Origin of the sequence: Streptomyces hydrogenans, from assembly GCF_014656075.1 — a bacterium.
Lineage (GTDB): Bacteria > Actinomycetota > Actinomycetes > Streptomycetales > Streptomycetaceae > Streptomyces > Streptomyces hydrogenans.
In genome coordinates, this window is record NZ_BNBS01000083.1 from 14,009 (window position 1) to 35,770 (window position 21,762).

Consider the following 21,762-nt stretch of genomic DNA (forward strand, 5'->3'; position numbering starts at 1 on the left):
GGTTAACCGCAGCGGTCCGCCCGCCGGGCGGCGCCTCAGCCCCTCAGCAGCTCCCCCCGGGGGATGCGCGCCAGCAGCGGCGGCTCGCCCGATCCCTCGTACCCGAAGTGCAGCTCGTGCCGGGCGCGGGTGGCCAGGACGTAGTACGTCATGCGCAGCGCGGCCGAGGTCGGATCGGCGTCGGCGTCCACGTGCGCGTCGGGCACCACCACGTGGTCGAAGCCGAGCCCCTTGGCGCTGGCCCGGTTGACGATGACGAGCCCGGGGCGCGACAGGTCCAGGTCGCGGTAGCGCCCCCGGCCCGCCTCCGCCGTGTACAGCTGCGGCTTCAGACGCGGTTCCGTCCGGCTCAGCCGGGTCAGCAGGTCGAGCTGGGCGCGCGTCGACCGCAGCACGACCCCGACGGAGGACCGGGGGTGCGCCCGCACCAGCCCGGCGAGGAACCGGGGGAGCACCTCGGGCCGGGCGAAGGAGTGGAGGCGCGGCGTGGGCCCCTCGCGCTCCGGCGGCTCCGGAGCGACCGTCCCGACGTGGAAGTGACGTGCCAGCTCGGCGATCTGACGGGTGTTCCGGTGGTTGCCGGCGACCTCGCGCACCGGACAGCCGCCGAGTGCCTTCGCGATCTCGGCGAGCGTCGAGTGGGTCTCGGTGAGCTGCTGGCACTCGTCCGCGAAGACGGTGACCCGGGCCTCCAGGATCCGGCAGAGGCGGTAGAAGTCCGGCGGCAGGTCCTGGCCCTCGTCGACGACCACCGACAGGTCCGGTTCCGGTTCGGCCAGGGTGGCCGCCCGGATCAGGGCGCGCCAGTCGTACCAGCCGTCCTCCGCGCGGGGGGCCTCGGCGCCGGTCCGCTCGCGGTGCCGGGCGGCCAGCCAGGCGTGCGCGGTGGACACCGTGACGCGGTTCGCCGTGGGCCCGAGGGCGGCCGCGGCGGGCGCGATCGACTGCCGGAGCAGGTTGGAGCGGGTCACCAGGACCGTCCGCGCGCCGGTGAGCGCCAGCATGACCGCGCGCTGTACGGCCAGCAGGCTCTTCCCGCTCCCCGGGGCGCCGCCGACGACGTGGTGGCCGCCGAACGGCAGCCCGTCGAGGACCGCCCGCTGCCGCGCCGTCAGGTCGAGATAGGTGAGGGTCATCGTCGGCTCACTCCAGCGCGGCGGCGGCGGCCGTGCGGGCCGCGGCGATGATCGGTTCGAAGTATCCGGGCACGTGCCCGCCGCCCACCACGAGGGAGCGGTCGAGGAGCGTGTTGCCGGTCTCGCAGCTGGTCTCCGGCAGCAGGGCGCAGGCGTGGCAGGCCGCCCGGTTGAGGCTGTCGAAGCCCTGCCCCGTGTGTTCGGCGCACAGCGGGTCGGCCGAGCACCAGGCGGCCGCCTCCGTCATCCGCAGCAGGGTCTCGGCGAGCCGCGGGGCCTCGCCCTGCTGGACGAGCCCGCCGAGGGTGCCCTCCGCGTCGCCCGCCGCCGTGTAGACCAGCACGCCGTGCTGGTCGTGCTCGGGGCGCGCGTACACCCGCTCGCGCAGGCTCGCGGTGGAGTAGCCCGACTCGAACGACAGCTGCCGGATGAGGAGGTGGGCGAAGGTGTGCAGGAGGACGAAGCGCGGGGACAGCTCCTCGCCGGTGACGGCCGCCAGCCGGTCGGCCTGGAACGAGCGGGACAGGTCCTCGCGCATCCCCGCCACGTGCTCCCGCACCCGCCGGTCCCGCTCCCACGCCGTCAGCTCGTCCCGGTCGAGGGTGACGAAGACGCCCTCGCCGAAGACCTCCACGGCGGGCAGCCAGCGCAGCCGCCGGGAGGTGTCGGCGGGGACGAACGTCGAGCTCGGGGAGACCCGGCGGAAGCCCTGGAGGGCCCGCACCTCCCGCAGCCGGTCGGCCAGCACGATCCGTCCGACGCGCCGGCCGAGCCCGGCCCACGGCTCCGCCGTCTCGCCGTCGAGCCCGAGACCGGTGGCCCGCACCGCGAAGTCCCGGGTGGGCGGCTGGAAGGGGGCGGTGAAGGCCGCCCACTCCTCCCGGCTCAGATCCGGCACGGCGGGCCCGGCCGGCGCCCCGTCCCCGCCGGCGGGAGCGGGCTCGATCCCGGTCTCCTCGGCGAGGAGCGCGTCCAGGAGGGCGTCGTCCGCCCCGGTGTCCTCCTTGATCATGTCGCGGTAGGTGCCGGCCCGGGCCCCGCCGGCCGCCCGGCACAGGGGGATCCACAGGTCGGAGGCGCGGACCCGCTCGGCGAGCGCTTCGCGGCCGGCGTCGGCCGGCACCTCCGCCTCGGGGATGTCGAGGGCGGAGCTGACGACGGGGTAGTACACGTTGCCCGCGGTCCGCTGGACGACCTGGACCGGTTTGACGCAGTCGGCGGCCTCGTCGAGCCGCTGCCACGGGTTGCGCCCCGAGCACCGCATGCCGTGCGTGCCGAGCACGTCGAGCAGGTCGCGGGAGGCCCCGCAGCCCCGGGCCGTACAGGTGACGGAGAGCGCTTCGAGACCGGTGGCCCGGTCGGACACGTCGAAGCGGAGCCGGTCGCGCGCGGGGCAGCCGTGCCGCTGCGCCGGGGCGAGGCGCGAGTGGGCCCAGAACCACCAGTCCACGTCCCCGAGGTGCCCGTCCGCGCAGATCTGCACGAACCGCATGGGGGCCAGCTGCCGCACCGGCGAGCAGCCGGGGCAGCGCGGCGGCGTGCCCGGCTTCTCGTCGGCGATCCGCCGGCGGGTCATCCGCCGGCAGGCGCCGCAGAACAGCCAGGAGGGGAAGCGGATGTACGGCGCTCCCGCCGCGTCCTGCCGGTCGTAGCGGTCGTCGGCGGCCGGCGGCGCGGCGTAGAAGCCGCTCACGCCCAGCTGGTCGGCGAGCCGGGCCGAGTGGACCTCGGGTCGCTTGCGGGGCCAGTCCCCGATGCCGGTCGCCACGAACGACTCGCCCTGGATGTCGAAGACCGCCCCGACCCCGAACGGCAGCACCGTCTGGGCCTGGCGCACCCGAAGCTTCCTGCTCACAGCTCCGCTCCCTTCACCGTGACCTGGCACTCCCGGTCGACGTTCCGCATCGAGTGCGGGGTCTCCCACAGGCCCCCGGTCCGCTCGAAGTTCTTCAGCAGGTGCATCTGCCCCTTGCCCTGGCTCCGGTAGTACAGCTCCTTGCCCTCCTTGCGGGCGTCGAGCGCGTGCTGCTGCCACGCGGACAGCAGCTCGTCGAGTTCGTCGTGGACCTCCGCGGCGGCCCGCGGGTCTCCGGCGGCGGCCCGGGCGGCCAGCCGCTCGGCGAGCGCGACGACCTCCGGCAGCCGGTCGACCAGCTCGCCCGCCTGGTTCTCCGCGGACAGGCCGAGGCCGTGGCGGACCAGGATGACCAGCGCCGCGTGCAGGGCCCGCCGCCGCGAGGGCGCGGACCAGGGCGTCACGCTCGTCGGTTCGACGTGGCGGTACAGCGACCGGTGGTAGACGTCGAAGGTCTCGTAGTGCGAGCGGTCCCTCGGCCGGGTGGCGTTGAAGAAGGTCACGACGAGCCCCGGGACGGTGTGCCGGCCGACCCGGCTGGTCGCCTGGATGTACTCGGCGGTCGTCTTCGGCTGCCCCTGCATCAGCATCAGGGCGAGCCGCTTCACGTCCACACCGACCGACAGCATGTTGGTGCAGGGCAGGAACGACACCGCGTCGGCGGCGGTGTGCGGCTTCTCCAGCCGGTCGAGGAGGACGGGCTGTTCGGCCCTCGGCAGGTTGCTGGTCAGCTCCTGCACCGCGTGGTCGGGCAGCTCCCGGGTGCCGTGGCCGGCGTCGAGGCCGGCCAGCTGCGCGGGGATGTCGTCGGCGGCGGCGGTGACGGTGCGGCCGAGCTCGCGGAGGCTGTGGTGGTAGGCCACCAGCGTCCAGTACGCGTCCCGGTGCTCCTCCGGGAGCTCCCAGGCGCCCTGGAGCATCGCCGCCGCCGTGGTGACGGCGGCGCGGCCCGCCGTGTGGCCCTGCGCCATCACGCCGACGTACCGCCGTCCGGGCCGGGACGTGTCGGGCTCGGCGAAGTACGAGTGGCGGGCGTCGGTCCCGGCGGGCGGGAAGAGCTGCACGGCGCGGCCGTACAGGCCCCGCACCTGCTCCTCCGAGCGCCGGATCGTCGCCGTGGAGGCGACCACCTTCGGGCCGACGCCGTCCCGTTCGCACAGTCCGAGGACGGCCGCCTCGTACAGCCCGACGGTGGTGCCCAGCGGCCCGGTCAGCAGGTGCAGCTCGTCCTGGATGACCAGCGACGGCGGAGCGGCCGCGCCGCCGCCGAACAGCCGTCCCGCGCGCGGCTCCCAGGCGAGCCGGGCGAACTTGTCCACGGTGCCGAGCACGAAGGTCGGCGGCCGGTCGTAGAGCTGCTCGTCGACGACGGCGACGGGCAGCTCGTCGTGGAAGGCGCAGGCGTCCCGGGGACAGAAGAACGCGAAGGAGTCGGCTCCGGCCCGCACGCCGTAGTCCCCGATGTCCGGGGACTTGTGGCTGGGCAGGATGCGCGTGCCGCACCACGGGCACCGGTCGAGGATGAAGACGTCCTCGGGCCGGGCGGCGGCCCGGACGTCGTCGAAGGCGTCCCGGGCCGCCTTGTAGCTGTTCGGCGAGGTCGCCTCGCCGACCCACAGCCCGATGGAGAACGGCTCCTCGCCCAGCCCGGCCGGGTCGGCGCGGCGCAGGCTCTCCAGCGCGCACACCGTCGTCGCCGCCCGCTGGAACTGCTGCGTCGTCAGCAGGCTGAGCGTGTAGCGGCTCAGCACGGCGGTCCCGCCGCCGTCCGCCTCGCGCCGCCGCAGCACCATCACGAACGCGGCGAGCAGCAGGTACGCCTCGGTCTTGCCGCCGCCGGTCGGGAACCAGATCAGGTCGGCGGTCTCCCGGTCGGGGTGGCGGGGGTCCGCCGTGCCGTCGACGGCCATCAGGAAGAACGCCAGCTGGAACGGCCGCCACGCGGCGTCCGGGAAGAGCGCGGGCTCGATCGCCGTCGCCTCGCCCCGGGCCCGCCGCTCCCCGGCCTGGTCGCGGGCGGAGTGCCGCATCTGGAGCGCCATGGCGTGGTTGGCGGTGCGGAACGCCGCCAGCAGCTCGGGCCGCCGGGGGGCGCACAGCGTGCGGATGCCGGACTCGATCCGCCCCACGACGGTCCCGACCCGGTCCAGGACCCGGTCGGCGGCCTCCCGCCCCCACGCGGGCACCTCGGCGGCCCGCTGCTCCTCGTACCACCGCCGGTATCCGGCCGCGAACTCCTCCAGTTCGGCACGGAGGACGTCCCGCGGCACGTCGGGGTCGGCGAGGTGCAGCACCCGCAGCACCGGCAGGCCCACCGGCCCGGCCGCCCGCGTCGCGGGCACCTCGGACCGGGGCATCACCGTCGCGGCGACACCGGTCACGGGGCCGTCGGCGCCGTCGCCGTCGCGGAGCTCGTCCACCGCGCAGCCGTGTCCCACGGCGTGCGTGACGACGTGCCGGTACTGGAGCCGCAGCTCCTGCTCCTCCGGGTCGCGGGGGGCCCGCCCCACGCTCGGGTACGGCCGGATCCCGCCGTCCACCGGCCGGACCTCCAGCCGCACCTGGAACAGCATCCGGTCCCACTGCGCCGACCGTCCGCGGCCCGTCGCCGACGACGCACCGGCGCGGGCGGCGTTGACGAGGGCGACGGTGACGAGCTGACCGCCGCCGAACGGGCGCCGCCGCAGCCGGATCTCGGCCCGCCCGTCGAGCACCGTGCGCCCCTGGTCGCCCACGCCGACCGTCACCGTCTCCACCGGCAGCGGCACCCGCTGCCAGTGCCGCGCCCGCTCGCCCTGCCGGGTCTCGTACCGCGCGGCCCCGCACACCACCTCCAGGGTGGAGGCGTCGGTGTAGAAGCTGAAGCCGAGCGACGACGGCAGCCAGGAGTTGGACTCGGGGATGGGGTCGCCGGCCGGCGCCGTGTCGTCCGCGTCCTCCTCCGTGCCCGGTCCCTCCAGCTCCTCGGCCGTCTCGGTCAGCCGCCGCTGGAGATCCGCCTCCTGGGGGTAGAGGGTGCCCATCAGGTACTGCCGGTCCGGCGGGGCGTCGAGCACCTCGTCCTCACCCCGGGCCGGACCGACCAGCTGCCGCCGCAGGTAGTCGACCAGCTCGTCGCGCGGGTTCACGTGCGTGTTCCTCCTCGTCATCGCTGCCACCACTTACGGGGATCGGGCCCCGCGGGAGGCGCGGGCGGAGCCGGCGGGGCCAGGGCGGCGTCGAGCCGTGCCTCCACCTCGGTCACCCGGGCCCGCGCCTCCGCGACGACCCGATCCGCCCACATCTCCACGGCCCGCATCCGCTCCGCGGCGGCGTCCTCCGCCGCCCGCGCCTCGGCCCGCGCCCGGTGCAGCCCGCCCTCCAACTCGGCGACGCGCCGCGCCGCGACCCGGCTCTCCCGCTCGGCGTCGGCCCGCGCCAGGTCGAGGGCCCCTTCGAGCTCGGCGATACGTTGCCCGGCAGCGCCGCCGTCCACCGGATCCTCGGTGGTGAGCCGCTCGATCTCGGCCCGCGCCCGATGCAGCGCCTCGCCGAGCTCGGCGGTACGCAGCTCCGCGGCACGGCTCTCCCGCTCGGCGTCGGCCCGCGCCAGGCGCAGGGCTCCATCGAGTTCGGCGATGCGCCTCTCGGCCGCGCCGCTCTCGCGCTGCGCGTCGGCGGTGAGCCGCTGCACCTCGGCGCGGGCCCGGTGGAGTGCTCCTTCGAGTTCGGCGATGCGTCGTTCGGCGGCGCCGCCGTCCTGCGGGCCGTCGGCGGTGAGCCGCTGGATCTCGGCCTGTGCCCGGTGCAGCGCTTCCCCGAGTTCGGCGATGCGCGCCTCCGCCCCGCCGCTCTCGCGCCGGCCGTCGGCGGTGAGCCGCTGCACCTCGGCGCGGGCCCGGCGCAGCTCCTCCTCCAGCTCGGCGGTGCGTGCCGGCGCCCCGCTCTCCCGCAGGCGGTCCTCGTACCGCTTGGCGGTCCGGCTGACGGCCTCGTGCAGCCGGACGATCTCCTCCTGGGCCTCCCGGGCGCGCGCCTCGGCCGCTTCGAGCGGTGCGTGGAGCCGGGTCTCGGCCTCCCGAAGAGCCGCGCGCAGTCGTGCGTCGGCCTCCTCCCGGGCACGTGCCCCGGCGGATTCGAGCGCCGTCCGGAGCCGCTCCTCGGCCTCCTCCTGGGCCTCTTCGAGCAGGCGGTCGGCCGCTTCGAGGGTTTCGGCTGTGCGGCGGGAGACTTCCGCCTCGATCGCGGCCCGGGCCTTGTTCCGCTCGTCCGCCCGCGCGACGGCGACGCGATGGACGACCTCGGACTCCAGCGCGCGCAGCGCCTCCTCGGCCTCCCGCAGTCGCTCCTCCGTAGGGCGCCCCGCGACGAGCGCCCCTGTCTCCTCCGCGAGCCGGGACGCCTCCGGCTCCTCCGTCGCCCCGGGCTCCTCGGCCGCGACGGGCTCCTCCCCGTCCGCAGGCGCCTCCGGCTCCTCGGCGACCCCGTCGGCCGTCTCCACCGGCGCGATCGTCTCCAACAGCGCGATCGGCTCTACCGGCTCTACCGGCGTGACCGTCTCCGGCTCGACGGCCTGCGCAACCGTCTCCGGCTCGGCCACCGGCTCCAAGGTCTCCGGCTCGGCCGCCGGTGCGGGCGGTACAGGCGGTCGGGGTGCGGCAGCGGTCGGGACGGGGGCGGGCTCGGGGGTGGCGGCCCGCTGGGCGGGTACGGCCGGGCGGGGCCGCACCAGGCCGGGTATCGGGCGCGGGCGGCGGGGGGCCTCCGGCTCGGCCTCGGCGACGGGGTGCCAGCGGACGCCCGCGAGGCCGAGGACGAGCTTGCGGTGGTGGGCGAGCCCGGTTCCGTCCGCGCCCGCGAGCGCCCGCTGCTCCGTCATCCACACGCCCAGCGGGAAGCCGTCCTCGTGGTGGTCGGGGGCGGGGTACGCGTGCCCGGTCCGGGCCCGGAAGGCGCGCAGGGCGACGACCCCGGCACCCCACTTGGCGCCCTTGAGGTCCCGGCTGATCGCGCCCACCGGGTTCGATCCGACGCGGGGGTCCGTCAGCATGGCCCGCAGGGCGGTGTACGGCTCCTCGCCGGGGGCTTCGAGGGCGAGCCGCAGGACGGGCAGGGCGTGCGACTCCAGCTGCCGCACCCGCTCGCGCGTCACCTTGAGCTCCGCCCCGATGACGTCGAGCGTGGCGGGGTCCTGCCCGCTGAGCCCGACCCGCCGGTCGACGATGAACGCGTACCGCTCGGGCAGGAGCGCCACGAGCCGGTGGACGTCCTCGTCGGCGAGGTGCTGGAGGACCGTCCCCTCCACGGACGGGATCGCGGTGCGTCCCTCGACGAGTTCCCCGAGGCTCGTGCCGTCGCCGATGACGCGGTCGAGCGAGTCGGTCACCTTGCTGACGCGCCGGACCTGCCGGACCTTCTCCAGCGGCAGGTCGCACGCGACGGCGACGTCCGCGAGGCTCGGGTGGCGCCCGGAGGAGATCAGCTGCCGTTCCGCGCGGGCGACCTTCTGCATCGCCTCGTGCATGTGGACCGGCACCCGGATGGCGCTGCCCTCGTCGGCCACGGCCCGGCTCATCGCCTGCCGGATCCACCACGTGGCGTAGGTGGAGAGCTTGTTGCCCTGGAGGGCGTCGTACTTGCGGACGGCGTTCAGGAGCCCGATGACTCCGTGCTGGAAGAGGTCCTCGTACTCCAGTCCCTGTTCGAGGTGCTTGCGGGCGAGGGAGTGGACGAGCCCCTGGTTGTGGGCGATGAGGCAGTCGCGCGCCCTGCGGCGGACGTCGTCGGGAGGGAGCGCCGCCAGTTCCTCGGCGGTCGGCTCGACGCCGACGCGGTCGACGCCGCCCCGGAGCAGGACGCTCAGCCCCACCTCCGCGTCGGCGGCGAGGACGGCCTTCGCGGGCCGCCGGGTGAAGCGGTCCTCGTCGAGGACGAGCAGCGCGGCGGCGACGGCCGCGTCGAAGCCGTCGGACGCGGGCGCCGGCCCGTCGGACGCGGGCGCCGGCCCGTCGGCCGTGATCGCCAGCCCGTCGGACGCGGGCGCCGGGGGTCCGGGCTCGGCCGTGGCGGCGTCGCCGGAGGACGGGGCCCTGCCACCGGCAGCCTGGGCCGGGTCGCCGGATGCCGGGGTCGTGTCGGCGGCCGCGTGCGACGCGACGAGCGTGAAGCGCGCCGCCGCCCCGGCCCTGAGCGCGGCGGTGTCGGCGGTCCCGAGCCCCGCCAGCCGTGCCACGCCCGCGACGACGTGCTCGGTGACGACGTCCGCCACGGCGTACCGGGCGACCAGGTCGAGAAGGATCCCGGTGGAGGCGGTGGAGGCGGTGGAGGCGGTGGAGGCGGAGGGGGCGGAGGGGGACGAGGCGGAAGGCGCGGAAGCGGAAGGCGACGCGGAAGCGGGGGCCGGCGCGGAAGGCGCGGCGGTCCGCACCGGACGGGGCGGGGCTTCCGTGCGCAGCCCCATGCGCTCCAGCTCCGCCGCCAGTCGCGACCGTGCGGCCGCGTCGAGCCCCAGATACGCCACCTCGGCCTCGAAGGCACCCGCCGGGACGACGCCGTCGACCGCGACCCGCTGGAGGTTGCGGTGGAGTCCTGCGAGTGCGGCCCTGAGGTCCAAGGTCACCCAACTTTCACCCGACGTGAAGGCGGCGGGGCGGTACGAGCGCACGCCATTGATGCGGCGTCAGTATAGAACTGCCGTGTTGGCGATGTAAACAGACGCATTTTCAGGCGCGTGGCCTCGGGAGCGTGTACGCTGCCCGCGCCCGGAAAGACCCCGCCGCCCCCTTCCGCGGGGGCCCGCCCCGCAGGATTCTTCTCTCATGATCCCGCCCAAGCCCACCGACGCCCCCACGCTCCCCACCGCTCCCGTCCCGGTCGCCTCTCCGCCTCCGGCCCCCGGATCCCGACCGTCCCGCCGCGCCCTCGTCTTCGTGGCCCTGTGGACGGTGCTCGTCGCCGGGGTGTCCTCGGGGATCACGGCCGCCGTCGTCGGGGGAGGGGACGACGCCGTCGTCGAGGGCGCCGCCGCTCCGACGGCAAGCCCGTCGATATGGCAGGACACCCGCACCCACCCGGCCGACCCGCCGACGGAGCCGGAGCGGGTCCCGAGCCCGACGTCCGGCGCGAAGGGCTTCGTCATGGGGGAGAAGGCGACGAGCGGCGGGGCGACGGTCGTCGTCAGGAAGGTCACCGAGGCCGCGACGGTCACCCTGGACGACTACGACTCGGAGGACGTCCTCAAGGCCGGCGCGGGAGCGAAGTTCGCGATCGTGGAGACGACCGTGCACAACGACGGCACCGACTCCTTCGACCCCGTCTGCGGCGGCGGCATCTCGCAGGGTCTCGTCGACGCCGAGGGGCGCCGTTTCGACGTCATCGACGAGGTGTTCATGGTCAAGGCCAACCGCGCGGCCGACGCCTGCGGAGCCGAACTCCAGCCCGGCTTCAAGCGCGAGGCCGTCTTCGTCTACAAGTTCCCGGCCGACGCCACCCCGGCCGAGTGGACGTTCTCCGGTTCCCGGGGCATGACCGAGGGCGACACGGCCGTCGTCCGCCTCGGCACCGGCACCACGTCGAGCTGACACCACGCGCCCGGGGCGCGGTCCCGCCTCCGCGGGGCCGCGCCCGGCCCGCCCGCGCACGCTTGTACGATCCCCAGGCCGCACCCGCGCGCCGCACCGCACCGATCGCTGGATGAGCCACCGTGACCGACCGCACCACCCTCCCCCGGGAGACCTCCCCCGCCGAGACGCGCGCCGAGCGCAGGCGGCTCGTCGAGTCCGTCCGGGCCCGCCGGCGGCTGCTCGCGGAGCGGGGGCCGTTCGAGGTCGCGGACCGGCGGCGGCTCGACCGCGAGGCCCGGGCGCGCGACCGGGCCGAGGCGCGCCACGGCAAGGAGCTCCAGCGGATCCACGAGAAGCAGGTCCGGCACGAACGGTCGCTCACGCGCAGCCTCGACGGCCTGGACGGCAAGCGCGAGAGCCGGGAGCGCAAGGCGCTGGCCGTGCTGCGGCGCGAGTCGGTCGAGCGGGCGCTCCAGGGCACCCGCCTCACCGCGAGCCAGGTCAACGGCATCGGGAACGGCCTCGTCCGCGACCTCGCCGCGCAGGGCGTCAGGACCGCCGCCGACTTCCAGCGCGTGTCCTGGGGCAAGGCCCCCAACGGCAAGGGCGGCGAAATCCTCTACATCCACCGCACCCGGGGCCGCAAGGTGCACGTCAACGGCATCGGAGAGCACCGGGGCCGTCCGCTCGCGGAGTGGCAGCGCCAGGCCCGCGCCCGCGCGGAGGCCCGCGCCCCGCAGGAGCTGCCCGCGGACCAGCGGCACCGCATCGCCGAGATCATCGAGGAGGAGCGGGTGCGCCTCCAGGCCGAGTTGGAGGAGGTCCCCCGGACCGCCGAGACCGCCCGGGCGGAAGCGCGGCAGCGGTACGAGGAGGAGGTGGAACGGCTCGCCGCCACCGAGCGGGAGGCGGCCGACGAAGCCGCCCGGCGCCGGGCCGAGTTCGACCGCATGGCCGAGGACCTGCTCGCCCTCCAGGCCGAACTGGGCGCCCACGTCGACCTCTTCGGCGACCTCGGCCTCCGCGACCGCCACGCCCGCTCCCGCGCCCTCCGGCCGCTGCCCGCCGTGGCCGTGATCCCCGCGCCCAGGACCCCGGAGCCCGCGCCGCGCCCGGCCGTCGACCTCACGAAGCGAGACACCACGCCCGGTGTCCGGCCGAGCCTCGGCTGGCTCGTCCCCATCTGCTTCTTCGGACTGACGGCCGTCCTCGGCCCGGGCGACGACGCCGCCGCCCCGCTGTGGCTCAGGATCACGGGCCGACTCGCGGCCCTGGCCGTCCTCGCCGAGCTGCTGCGCCTGTGGATCCCCCGGCGGCGGTGGCGCACGGCGAGCCCCCTGCCGAGCGGCACGGGCCTGCTGGCGACCGCCGTCTTCCTGGGGCTGTCCTCCGCGAGCATGTTCGCCGACCCGGAGTACGCGGCCGGAGGCGCCCCGTGGGCCCTGGCCGTCGGGTCCGTCGTCCTCCTGGTCGGAGGCGCCGCCTGCCGCGCGGGCAGCGGGAAGCCGGGCGGGGCCTCCGACTGACCGCGCGCGGCGGACGGATCCCGCTACGCCCCGGAGGCGAAGGACACGAACCGCCCCCAGCCCTCGCGCCCGACGGCGAGGGCGGGGAGGGTGACGTCCTTGGAGTCCCGGACGTGGACGGCGGGACCGGCGACGGCGACCTCGACGCAGCTATCGCCCTGGGTGCCGCTGTAGCTGGACTTGAACCAGGCGAGTTCCTTCGTGGCGGTCATGCTTCTCCCTTACTTCTCCGAGGCGAAGGACACGAACCTTCCCCAGCCCTGGCGTCCGACGGCGAGGGCGGGGAGGGTGACGTCCTTGGAGTCCCGGACGTGCACGGCCTGTCCGGCGACGGCGACCTCGACGCAGCTGTCGCCCTGGCTGCCGCTGTAGCTGGACTTGAACCAGACGAGTTCCTTCGTGGCGGTCATAGCTCTCCTCGCAGTCGCTCCAGCAGGCCCCGAGATTCCTTGGGGTTGAGGGCCTGCGAGCGCAGTGTGTCATAGCGCTGGTGGAGCAGTCTCACCTCTTTGTGGTCGTTGATCAGCCGCCCGTTCTGCTGGCCTTCGGAGTATCCGAGCCGTCGCCCGTCCGGTGTCTCCAGCAGTTGGATCGCCCCATCCAGGCAAGCGTGCAACCCCGCTTCCAGCGGTACGACTTGCAGCGTCACGTTGCGAGGGGCGCTCGCCTCCAGGACGTGGTCCAGCAGTTCCCGCATCTCCTCCGCACTGCCGAACCGGCGTCGGAAGACGTGCTCCTCCACGATGAAGCTGAACGGCACCGTCGGCCGCTCCAGCAGCATCCTCTGTCGCTTCTGCCGGGCGGTGAGCTGGGTGTCCAGCTTCCGGTCGGTCAGGAGCGGGATCGTGCCCTCGAACACCGCCCTCGCGTACGCCTCCGACTGCAACAGCCCCGGCACGAGCCGACACTCGTAGGTGCACAGGCTGACCGCCACCTTCTCCAGCCGCGCCCAGCGGCGGAACCAGACCGCGAGGCCCGCCTCGGCGCGGGACAGGAAGGGGGCGGAGCGGCGGAGCGCCCCCGTGTTCCCGAGGGCCGCGTCGCCCCGGTCGACGAAGGCTTCGTCCGGCATCCGGCGGCCCTGCTCGACGGATTCCACGGTGTGCTTGGAGAACCGGACCAGCTCCGCGAACTCGGCCCGGCTGAGGCCCGCGTGCTCGCGCAGGGCCTGGACGACGGCGCCGAACGTCCGCAGACTGTCGGACGGATCGGGCTCCCGCTCCCCGTCGTCGGTCCGCTCCGCGTCGTCGCCCTCGGCCTCGACGATGCTCATACGCCGCCACCTCCACGTACACCCGCGGCAGCTCCCGCGGTCGGCCTACCGAGCGTGACGGTGCGGGGTCCGTACTGTCCACCCTGGGCGCCCGTACGCTGACAGCGCGTACGGGGTGCGGCTCTCGCGCGGGGCGCCGGCCGGCCGTCACCGTGGTCCCATGGAACAGACGACACCTCAACTGGGCTCCGCCGTACACACGTTCAGTCAGCTGATCTCGTCGACCCGGCGCGGTGCCCGGCTGGCCCGGCTGCTCACGATGACGGAGCTGTACTTCTGGGGCGCCCCGCAGGACGTCACGGAGCGTGCCCAGCAGGTCGTCGCCGAACTCGCCACGAACGCCGTCCTGCACGGCCGGGTGCCGGGCCGGGACTTCCGGCTCGGGCTGCGGATGGAGACGGGGACCGGTGTGCTCCGGATCGAGGTCACCGACGCGCGCGGCGAGCGGCTGCCGGTCGTCGTGCCGACGGGCGGCGGTGAAGGAGGGAGGGGGCTGCTGCTGGTGGCCGCGCTCGCGGACAGCTGGGGCGTCAGTCCGGCCCCGCCCGGCGGCAAGACCGTGTGGGCGGTGCTCGACCCCGGCGGAATGCCCCCGAACGAGTGACGTGAATGCGCCCGATGAGTCGATTACGGCGTGTCAGACTGGACTCACTGGCCGTTACCGACGTGTGGGCATCGGTCAGCTGTTGTCAGCCCACGTAAAACCCCCGCGACGCGCCAACGTCCGGGGGCATGACACAAGGAGCCACAACTCCCCATGCGGATCCATCGTATCCCGAAGCACGACCGCGAGTTCGTCATCATCGCCAACAAGGCGATCCAGGACCGGCGCCTGTCGCACACGGCCCGGGGCATCCTCGCCCTGCTCCTCTCGCTCCCCGACGGGGTGAGGATGAACGTCCGGACCCTCGCCGACGACTACCCGCAGGGCCGGCGCGCGGTCGAGCGGGCCGTCTCGGAACTGCGCCTGCTCGGCTACTGGGTGACGCTGACCGTCCGCGACGAGCGGACCCACCGGATCGCCTCCACCGTCGACGTGTACGAGCTGCCCGGTGCTCCGGTTCCCACCCGTCCGGTCACCGGCCCCGTGGACACCGGGAACGCGGGCACGTTCCCCTCCGGGGAAAAGGACGGGGGAAAGTACCGGGAAAAGAAGGGGGACGAACACCCTCCCTTCCCTCCCGTCGCGCCCGAGCCCGAGTCCGAGCCCACCCCCGAGCCCGAATCCGAAGCCGCGCCGCCCGCGCCCCGGGCGGCGGGGGAGGGCCACGGCGACCCCGCCCCGACCGACCCCGTCACCGTCACCAACCCCGTCACCAACCCCGTCACCAACCCCGACCCCGACCCCGACCCCGAGCCAGACCCCACCCCCGACCCCGTCACCGCCCCCGATCTCCCCCAAGCGGCAGAAGCCGCCCGCGTGTTGCGCGGCCTCGTCTCCGTCGACGCCCGCCTGCGGCTGTCCGCACGACAGGTGGCCCGGCTCGTCCCCTCCGTCGCCGACTGGCTGGACCGGGGTGCCACCGTCACCGAGATCCTCGACGCCCTGACCCAGGGCCTGCCCCGCACGCTGTACTCCGCCCCGGCCGTGCTCGCCGACCGCCTCGACCGCAAGCGGCCCGCCCGCAGGCGCCGCTGGAAGACCTACGCCGACTGCGCGGACGGCTGCGGCCGCCTGCTGCCCGAGGGGCGGGACTCCGGGTCCTGCGGCGCCTGCGCGGGCGGCGCCGAACCGTCCGTGCCGGACCCCGCGCCCCGCCCCGAGCCGCCTTCCGGTCCCCTGGCCCCCGAGGGCTTCGCCGCCTTCCGCGCCGCGCGGGGCTCCCTCCCCGGGGACCGGGGGCGCCGGGCGGCGGAGCACCGGCCCGGAGGGCCCCTCGCCCCACGGCCGGCCGCCGGCGTCCTCGTATGATCGACACGCCGTGTCCCCCGGCCCGTCAGGAGCCCCCGCCGTGCCCCAGCTCGCCCTCGCCCACTCCTTCTGGGAGAGCTACGACGCCCTGGAGAAGCAGGTCAAGGCGGGTGTCCGCAAGGCGATGGCGAAGTTCCAGCTGCTGACCGTGGCCGAACTCCACGCGGACAAGGGGCTCCACCTCGAATCCGTCGACAAGGCCAAGGACGCCCGGATGCGGACGATCCGCATCAACGACTTCTGGCGCGGGGTCGTCCTGGCGCCCGACGACGGCAGCGACACGTTCCTCCTGCTGAACGTCGTGCCCCACGACGACGCCTACACCTGGGCCGCCAAGCGGCTCTACACGGTCAACACCGCCACCCGCGCCCTGGAAGTCCGCAACGTCGTCGCCATCGAGCAGCTGACGCCCGCCCTGGAGGAGGCCGCCCGCAGCGCCCCGGAGCGGCTCTTCGACCGCCACTCCGACACCGTCCTCGGCCACCTCGGCATCGACGCGCAGGTGCTCAGGGCCGTGCGGACGGTCACAGAGCGGTCCCAGCTCGACGCGTTCGGGACGCTGCTCCCCGAGGACCAGTTCGAGGTCCTCAGCTTCCTCGCCGACGGCCACCCGCCGGAGGAGGTCTACCGGGACGTGGTCGCCGTGCGCAGGCCGGCGCACGCCGAACCCGAGCCCACCGAGGACCTGGCGACCGCCATCGCCAACACGACCGGCCGCATCCGGCTCGTCACGGAACCCGACGAACTCGCCGACATCCTCGCGAAGCCCTTCGCGGCCTGGCGCGTCTTCCTGCACCCCTCCCAGCGGCGCCTCGCCTACCGGGACTCGTACAACGGCCCCGCGCAGGTCTCCGGCGGCCCCGGCACCGGCAAGACCGTCGTCGCCCTGCACCGGGTCAGGCACCTGCTGTCCCGCTCGCCCGACAGCCGGATCCTCCTCACCACCTACACCCACGCGCTCGCGGCCTCGCTGCGGGAGAACCTGGCCCTCCTCCTCGACGACCCGGACCTCCTCGCCCGCGTCGACGTGACCACCGTCGACTCCTACGCCCACCGGCTCGTGCGCGAGCTCGGCGGCGGCCGGGTCCCGACCCCGCTCACCGACCAGGAGGAGCGGCGGGTCTGGCAGCAGGTCGGGCGGCGCCTCGGCCTCGACTGGACCGAGCGGTTCCTGGCACAGGAGTACCGGCACGTCGTCCTCGCCCAGGGACTGCGCACCGTCGACGACTACCTGAACGCCACCCGCAGGGGCCGCGGCACCGCGCTCGGCCCCCTCAAGCGCGCCCGGCTGTGGCGGGCGATCGACGCCTTCGAGGCGGAGCTCGCCGCGAAGGGCCACTCCACGCACCTGCGGATCTGCGACGACGCCGCCCGCAGAATGGCCGGGGCGGACCCCGCCGCGCACGGCTACGCCCACGTCGTCGTCGACGAGGCCCAGGACCTCCACCCCGCGCAGTGGCGGCTGCTGCGCGCCGCCGTCGCCCCCGGCCCCGACGACCTCTTCGTCACCGGCGACCCGCACCAGCGGATCTACGACGCCCACGTGTCCCTCGCCTCCCTCGGCATCCGGGTCACCGGCCGCTCCAGCCGGCTGCGGATCAACTACCGCAGCACGGAAGAGATCCTGACCTGGGCCACCGGCATCCTCGCCGGCGAGACGATCGGCGAACTCGGCGGAGACGGCGACGGCCCGGGCGGGGCCGCCGGGAACGGCCTCGTCGGCTACCGCTCCCTGCTGCACGGCAGGCGTCCGTACGTCGACGGCCACCCCTCCGAACACGCCGAGGTCACCGCCCTCGTGGACCGCGTCCGGAGCTGGCTGGAGCAGGGCGTGCGCCCCGCCGAGATCGCCGTCTGCGCCCGCTTCAACCTCCTCCTCGACAAGGTCGGCCGGCACCTCGAAGCCGCGGGCGTCCCCGTCGTCAGGGTGAAGGACGACCCCACCGCCGCCACCGAAGGCGTGCGCCTGGCGACGATGCACGCCATGAAGGGACTGGAGTTCCGCTGCGTGGCCGTCGTCGGCGTCACCGAGACCGCGGTCCCCTTCGCGCGCGAGATCACCCCCGAGGACGTCGACCGCCTCCAGCACGAGGCGGACACCCTCCGCGAACGCTGCGTCCTCTTCGTCGCCTGCACACGGGCCCGCGAGTCCCTCCACGTCACCTGGAGCGGCAGGCCGAGCCCCTTCCTGCCGCTCCCCTGAACCCGCGGGACCGGCCCCCGCGCGGCCCTGGACGTCCCTCCGGACGCCCGACCACTCCGCGCGCCGGCCTCGGCCCGGCCGACGTCACGCGGCGGCTCAGCCCCCGCACCCGCAGTTCTCCAGGCCCCTGGCGTTGAGCTTGGGAGGCTCCTCGTCGGCCCAGGAGACGGGCGTGCCGTCCCCGGGTCCCGCGAAGACGGCGATGGCCAGGCCCGAGACCAGGCCGGGCAGGAAGACGAGGGCGATCACCCACCAGCCGATGGCCTCCTGGACGCCCTGGAGGTCCTCGTCCACCAGGATCCAGACGAGCGCCGCCCACCCCGCCACGCACACGGCGCTGCTGATCACGACCCAACGATCTTCCCGGCTCATGCCGCACCCCCGTCGCCTTCGTCTCCGGCGTCGTTCCCCCGGCGCGGCGCCGGAACACCCGGCTCCGTCAGCGGTGGTCGGCGGGCCCGCCGCCATCGGATTCCGGCGGCGGCAGCAGCGCTCCGCCGGTGAGCCCGTCACGGGCCAGGGCGGCGGCCCGGCCGCCCAGCTCCGTCAGCTCGCGGACGCTCTCCTCGAAGGCGGCGAGCGTGCGGAACGCGGCGCCGTAGCGGCGCTGCTCGGCGATCCGCATCTGCGGGACCCGCGCCCCGCGCGCGTCCAGGCGGAACGTTCCGCTCGCGCTGGTCGAGCGGCGGTTGTTCGCCGCGCTGCGGAGGAACCCGTTGAGGTAGTCGCTGTCGAGCTGCCCGCTCGTCGACAGCACCGCGTCCTCGGACAGTTCGATCAGACCGGCCCGCGCGAGCTCCGAGAGGCTCACGGACGCCCCCTCCGACAGCCCTCCGCCCGCACCCGCCTCCATGGGGGGCAACAGGCCGTCGAGCAGGGTCAGCTGCCGGGCGATCGCCGCCCGCAGGGCCGCGTACTCGCCCGCGTAGTCGGTCAGCCGCGCCGCGACGTGCGCGGCGGGCGTCAGGTCGACCGTGTCGTCGAGCAGCTCGATCCGGGGCACCTCGGCGCTCCGGCCCGCCGCGCCGTCGAACGGCGCGTCCGCGTCCAGTCCGCCGAGATCCGTCATCCGCACCGCGTCCACGCCCCCCGTCGGGTCCGCCGGCCGGCGGAGCACCCACAGATGGACCGGGAGCGCGTGCGAGGCCGCCATCCCGGCCGGGAGCGCGATCACCTGGGTGAGCAGCCCCCGGCGCACGATCTCGGCCCGGATCCGGCGCCCCGCCTTGCGGTAGGCGACCGAGGTCGGCATCACCATGACGACCCGTCCGCCGGGGGCGGTGTGCGCGTAGCAGTGCTGGAGCCACGCCAGCTCGCTCTCGGCGCGCGACGGCACGCCGAACTCCCAGCGGGCGTCCAGGAGAAGCTCCTCCCGCCCCCAGTCGGCCACGCCGACCGGCGGCTCGCAGACCACGAGGTCCGCCTTCAGCTCCCGGTACGCGTCCTCGCGCAGCGAGTCGCCCGCCCGCACGGTCACGGAGGTGACGGCCGTGAGCCCCGCGACCCGGGCCCGCAGTCCGGCGAAGCGCGCGTGCGCGGGGAGCACGTCCTGCCCGAAGAGGCCGGTGGACCGGTCCGCGAAGGCGAAGAGCAGAGAACCGATTCCGCAGGCGGGATCGAGGACGGTTCCCTCCGACGGCCCGGCGGCGTACCGGATCGCCTCGATGAGCCGCGCCGACGTGACCCCGTCGGATCCCGCGCGCCCCGGTGACTCGACCAGTCGCGCGGTGAGTTCGGCGAGCAGCGTGCCGGGGGAGACCTCGGCGCCGAGCTCGGCCACGAGCGCCCGCAGGCTCCCGGCGCCCTCGCCGTCGTCCCCGTCCGCCTCCGGGACGCCGTCCACCAGGATCCCGGCCACGGCCGTCAGCCCGCCGAGCATGTCGTCGCCGAACTCCGCCCGCAGCCTTTCCCACAGCCTGACCTCGGCGGACGCCTCCCGGCCCTTCCGCCGGTCCTCCAGCCAGCCCCGTACCTCGGCGAGCGAGAAGAGCGGACTGCTCGCCCCGCCCGCCACCGCGACGGGGAAGTCCTCATGCCGCCTGCGCCAGTTGGAGACGGCCGCGCGCGTGACCCCCGCGAGCCGCGCGATCTCGGCCGCCGTCACGACGACGTCTGCGCCCTCCGGGCGTCCGGGCTCGTCCTTCATGGCCCCCAAGGTACACGCAGGGGTCAGCAGAACCCCTGAGGTCATGTGTTGGCGATGTAAACGAGTGATGGAGGGGATCGGGGGAGCGGCGGCGCGGGGGGCCTCGGTCCCGTCCGGTTGTGCGCTGTCGTGCCAATCCCGGGGCGCAGGAGGTCAACACGGCCGGTCGGGCCGCTCTTAGCGTCAAGGAGTGCCGAGCCGCGGAGGCGGTGGGCATCCCCTTACCGCTTCGAAAGGACCCCTCATGTTCGACATCGACAAGGTGCAGGCCGCCCCGAGCAAGGACCTGCTCACGCCCGACAACTCGGTCATGCTCTTCGTGGACCACCAGCCGCAGATGTTCTTCGGCACCGGCAGCGGCGACCGTGCCGCGATCATCAACAGCACCGTCGGTCTCGCCAAGGCGGCCCGGGCGTTCGACGTTCCGGCCGTCCTCACCACGGTCGCCGCCGAGTCCTTCTCCGGCCCCCTGCTGCCGCAGCTCGCCGAGGTGTTCCCCAAGAACGAGATCATCGACCGCACCACCATGAACGCCTGGGAGGACGAGGCGCTCGTCGCGGCGGTCAGGGCGACCGGGCGCAAGAAGATCGTCCTGTCGGGTCTGTGGACCGAGGTCTGCCTGGTGCTGCCGGCCCTGTCGGCGCTGGAGCAGGGCTACGAGGTGTACGTCGTGACCGACGCGTCCGGCGGTGTCAGCCCGGCCGCCCACGAGCACGCGCTGCAGCGGATGATCGCCGCCGGCGCGGTGCCGGTCACCTGGGTGCAGGTGCTGCTCGAACTGCAGCGCGACTGGGCGCGCCAGGAGACGTACGGCGCGGTCATGGAGATCGTCAAGGCCCACGCGGGCGCGTACGGCCTGGGCGTCGTGTACGCGCAGTCGGTCATCGGCGCGCACGCGGCCGGCTGACCCCCGTGGACACCGGCATTCTGATCCTGCGTCTGCTGGTGGGACTGCTCGTCGCCGGCCACGGTGTGCAGAAGGTCAGCCGACACCTGGGCGGCAGGGGACTGGAAGGCGGCACCGAGGAGTTCCGCGCCGACGGCTTCCGCGGCGGTGTCCTCACCGCGCTGGCGGCGGGCGGAGGCCAGATCGGCTCGGGCCTGCTGCTCGCGGCCGGTCTCGTGACCCCGCTCGCCGCGACCGGCGTCATCGGGGTCATGACGGTCGCCCTCACCGTGAAGTGGCCCCACGGCCTGTGGGTGCAGAACGACGGGTACGAGTACCCGCTGGTCCTCATCGGCACCGCCGCGGCCCTCGCCGCCACCGGCCCCGGTGCCTGGTCCCTCGACGCCGTCCTCGGTCTCGCGCCGTACCCGTCGTGGTGGGCCGTCCCCGCGCTCGTGGCCGGTTCGGGCAGCGGACTCCTCGCCCGGCTCGTCCTGCACCGGACCCACGCCGCCTCCTCCGCCCCGGCCGGCGCCGGGCGCTGAGCCCGGGCGCGCGCCACGCGGACCGGGTCCGGCCGCCCGTGTTCCCCCGACCGGGCGGCCGGGCCCTCCACCCCCATCTCCCGACAGGAGCACCCGATGGACACCACCACCACACCCCGGCGCGGCGGCGGCCAGCCGCTGCTGCACCAGAAGGGCGCCGAGACGCAGGCGTTCGGCACGCTCAAGCAGCTGCCGATCGGCCTCGGCCACGACACCCGCATGTACGCCTGCCAGCGGCTGAACCGGCTCCTCGCCGACACGCAGATCCTCCACTCGCTCTACAAGAAGCACCACTGGCTCATGCGCGGGGCGACCTTCTACTCGCTCCACCTGATGCTGGACAAGCACGCCGAGGCCCAGCTGGCCCTCGTGGACGCGCTGGCGGAGCGGGTCCAGAGCCTCGGCGGCGTCGCCGTCGGAGACCCGCGCCACGTCGCGGAGCTGACGGGCATCCCCCGGCCGCCGGACGGCGTCGAGCCCGTGCCCGTCATGCTGTCGCGGCTCCTCGACGCGCACGAGCGGATCCTGATCGACGCGCGGGACGCCGCCGCCCGGCTCTCCGGCGAGGGCGACGAGGGCAGCGCCGACCTCATCGTCTCGGACGTCGTCCGCACCGGCGAGGCGCAGGTCTGGTTCCTGGCCGAACACCTCGTGGACACCCCTCTGGTGCACGGCTGATGGACACGTACGACGTCGTCGTCGTGGGCGCCGGCGCGGGCGGCGAGGTCGAGGCCGGCCG

17 protein-coding genes are annotated in these 21,762 nt (G+C 74.9%); 8 read left to right on the forward strand and 9 right to left on the reverse strand.

Annotation, left to right across the window (positions count from 1 at the left end; all coding sequences use genetic code 11):
• Positions 1–35: 35 nt before the first annotated feature.
• Genes IE321_RS28465 through IE321_RS28480 form a run of 4 tightly spaced genes read right to left on the reverse strand, consistent with a single transcriptional unit; the run spans position 36 to position 9,589 of the window.
• Complete coding sequence (locus IE321_RS28465; RefSeq protein WP_190225037.1) at positions 36–1,136, reverse strand: DEAD/DEAH box helicase; 1,101 nt, start codon at positions 1,134–1,136, stop codon at positions 36–38.
• A 7-nt stretch (positions 1,137–1,143) separates the two neighbouring features.
• A complete protein-coding gene (drmB, locus tag IE321_RS28470) occupies positions 1,144–2,991 on the reverse strand; it encodes an MrfA Zn-binding domain-containing protein (protein WP_190225038.1) in 1,848 nt (615 codons plus the stop codon).
• Positions 2,988–6,119: a helicase-related protein gene (locus tag IE321_RS28475; protein WP_190225039.1), complete on the reverse strand. Its 3,132-nt coding sequence runs from the start codon at positions 6,117–6,119 to the stop codon at positions 2,988–2,990. Before IE321_RS28475 ends, drmB begins: the two co-directional genes overlap by 4 nt.
• 17 nt (positions 6,120–6,136) lie before the next feature.
• Entirely contained in the window at positions 6,137–9,589 is a 3,453-nt protein-coding gene (locus tag IE321_RS28480) for a sigma-70 family RNA polymerase sigma factor (protein ID WP_190225040.1), read from the reverse strand.
• Positions 9,590–9,788: 199 nt separating this feature from the next.
• On the opposite strand from IE321_RS28480, the gene IE321_RS28485 reads away from it, so the two are divergent.
• Both IE321_RS28485 and IE321_RS28490 read left to right on the forward strand, forming a co-directional pair.
• Complete coding sequence (locus IE321_RS28485) at positions 9,789–10,550, forward strand: DUF4352 domain-containing protein (protein ID WP_190225041.1); 762 nt, start codon at positions 9,789–9,791, stop codon at positions 10,548–10,550.
• 122 nt (positions 10,551–10,672) lie between these two features.
• Positions 10,673–12,058, forward strand: coding sequence for a hypothetical protein (locus tag IE321_RS28490; protein ID WP_190225042.1), 1,386 nt, complete (start codon positions 10,673–10,675; stop codon positions 12,056–12,058).
• Positions 12,059–12,081: 23 nt separating this feature from the next.
• On the opposite strand, the gene IE321_RS28495 is transcribed toward IE321_RS28490, so the two are convergent.
• From IE321_RS28495 to IE321_RS28505, 3 genes are read right to left on the reverse strand one after another with little or no spacing between them, the layout of a single operon-like run.
• Positions 12,082–12,270, reverse strand: coding sequence for a DUF397 domain-containing protein (locus tag IE321_RS28495; protein ID WP_190225043.1), 189 nt, complete (start codon positions 12,268–12,270; stop codon positions 12,082–12,084).
• Between the two features lie 9 nt (positions 12,271–12,279).
• Positions 12,280–12,468: a DUF397 domain-containing protein gene (locus IE321_RS28500; RefSeq protein ID WP_190225044.1), complete on the reverse strand. Its 189-nt coding sequence runs from the start codon at positions 12,466–12,468 to the stop codon at positions 12,280–12,282.
• Positions 12,465–13,331 (reverse strand): helix-turn-helix domain-containing protein, encoded by an 867-nt coding sequence (locus IE321_RS28505; RefSeq protein WP_190225045.1) that lies wholly within the window; start codon positions 13,329–13,331, stop codon positions 12,465–12,467. The genes IE321_RS28500 and IE321_RS28505 overlap by 4 nt, the downstream gene beginning before the upstream one ends.
• A gap of 160 nt (positions 13,332–13,491) precedes the next feature.
• Between IE321_RS28505 and IE321_RS28510 the strand changes: the two genes are divergently transcribed.
• The 3 genes from IE321_RS28510 (at position 13,492) to IE321_RS28520 (ending at position 17,446) form a co-directional block, all read left to right on the forward strand.
• Positions 13,492–13,935: an ATP-binding protein gene (locus IE321_RS28510; protein ID WP_190225046.1), complete on the forward strand. Its 444-nt coding sequence runs from the start codon at positions 13,492–13,494 to the stop codon at positions 13,933–13,935.
• 153 nt (positions 13,936–14,088) lie between these two features.
• A complete protein-coding gene (locus tag IE321_RS28515; RefSeq protein ID WP_190225047.1) occupies positions 14,089–15,243 on the forward strand; it encodes a helix-turn-helix domain-containing protein in 1,155 nt (384 codons plus the stop codon).
• Positions 15,244–15,283: 40 nt separating this feature from the next.
• The gene (locus IE321_RS28520; protein WP_190225048.1) at positions 15,284–17,446 is read left to right on the forward strand and encodes a UvrD-helicase domain-containing protein; all 2,163 of its coding nucleotides are present in this window, start codon (positions 15,284–15,286) and stop codon (positions 17,444–17,446) included.
• A gap of 96 nt (positions 17,447–17,542) precedes the next feature.
• Here the strand turns inward: IE321_RS28520 and IE321_RS28525 are convergent, their stop codons facing one another.
• Complete coding sequence (locus IE321_RS28525) at positions 17,543–17,794, reverse strand: hypothetical protein (RefSeq protein WP_190225049.1); 252 nt, start codon at positions 17,792–17,794, stop codon at positions 17,543–17,545.
• Between the two features lie 91 nt (positions 17,795–17,885).
• Entirely contained in the window at positions 17,886–19,592 is a 1,707-nt protein-coding gene (locus IE321_RS28530) for an N-6 DNA methylase (protein WP_190225050.1), read from the reverse strand.
• Positions 19,593–19,836: 244 nt separating this feature from the next.
• On the opposite strand from IE321_RS28530, the gene IE321_RS28535 reads away from it, so the two are divergent.
• The 3 genes from IE321_RS28535 (at position 19,837) to IE321_RS28545 (ending at position 21,701) form a co-directional block, all read left to right on the forward strand.
• On the forward strand, positions 19,837–20,499 hold the full coding sequence (locus tag IE321_RS28535) for a hydrolase (protein WP_043220100.1): 663 nt from the start codon (positions 19,837–19,839) through the stop codon (positions 20,497–20,499).
• A 5-nt stretch (positions 20,500–20,504) separates the two neighbouring features.
• The gene (locus IE321_RS28540; RefSeq protein WP_190225051.1) at positions 20,505–21,023 is read left to right on the forward strand and encodes a DoxX family protein; all 519 of its coding nucleotides are present in this window, start codon (positions 20,505–20,507) and stop codon (positions 21,021–21,023) included.
• A 96-nt stretch (positions 21,024–21,119) separates the two neighbouring features.
• Positions 21,120–21,701 (forward strand): Dps family protein, encoded by a 582-nt coding sequence (locus IE321_RS28545; RefSeq protein WP_043220105.1) that lies wholly within the window; start codon positions 21,120–21,122, stop codon positions 21,699–21,701.
• Positions 21,702–21,762 lie beyond the last annotated feature (61 nt).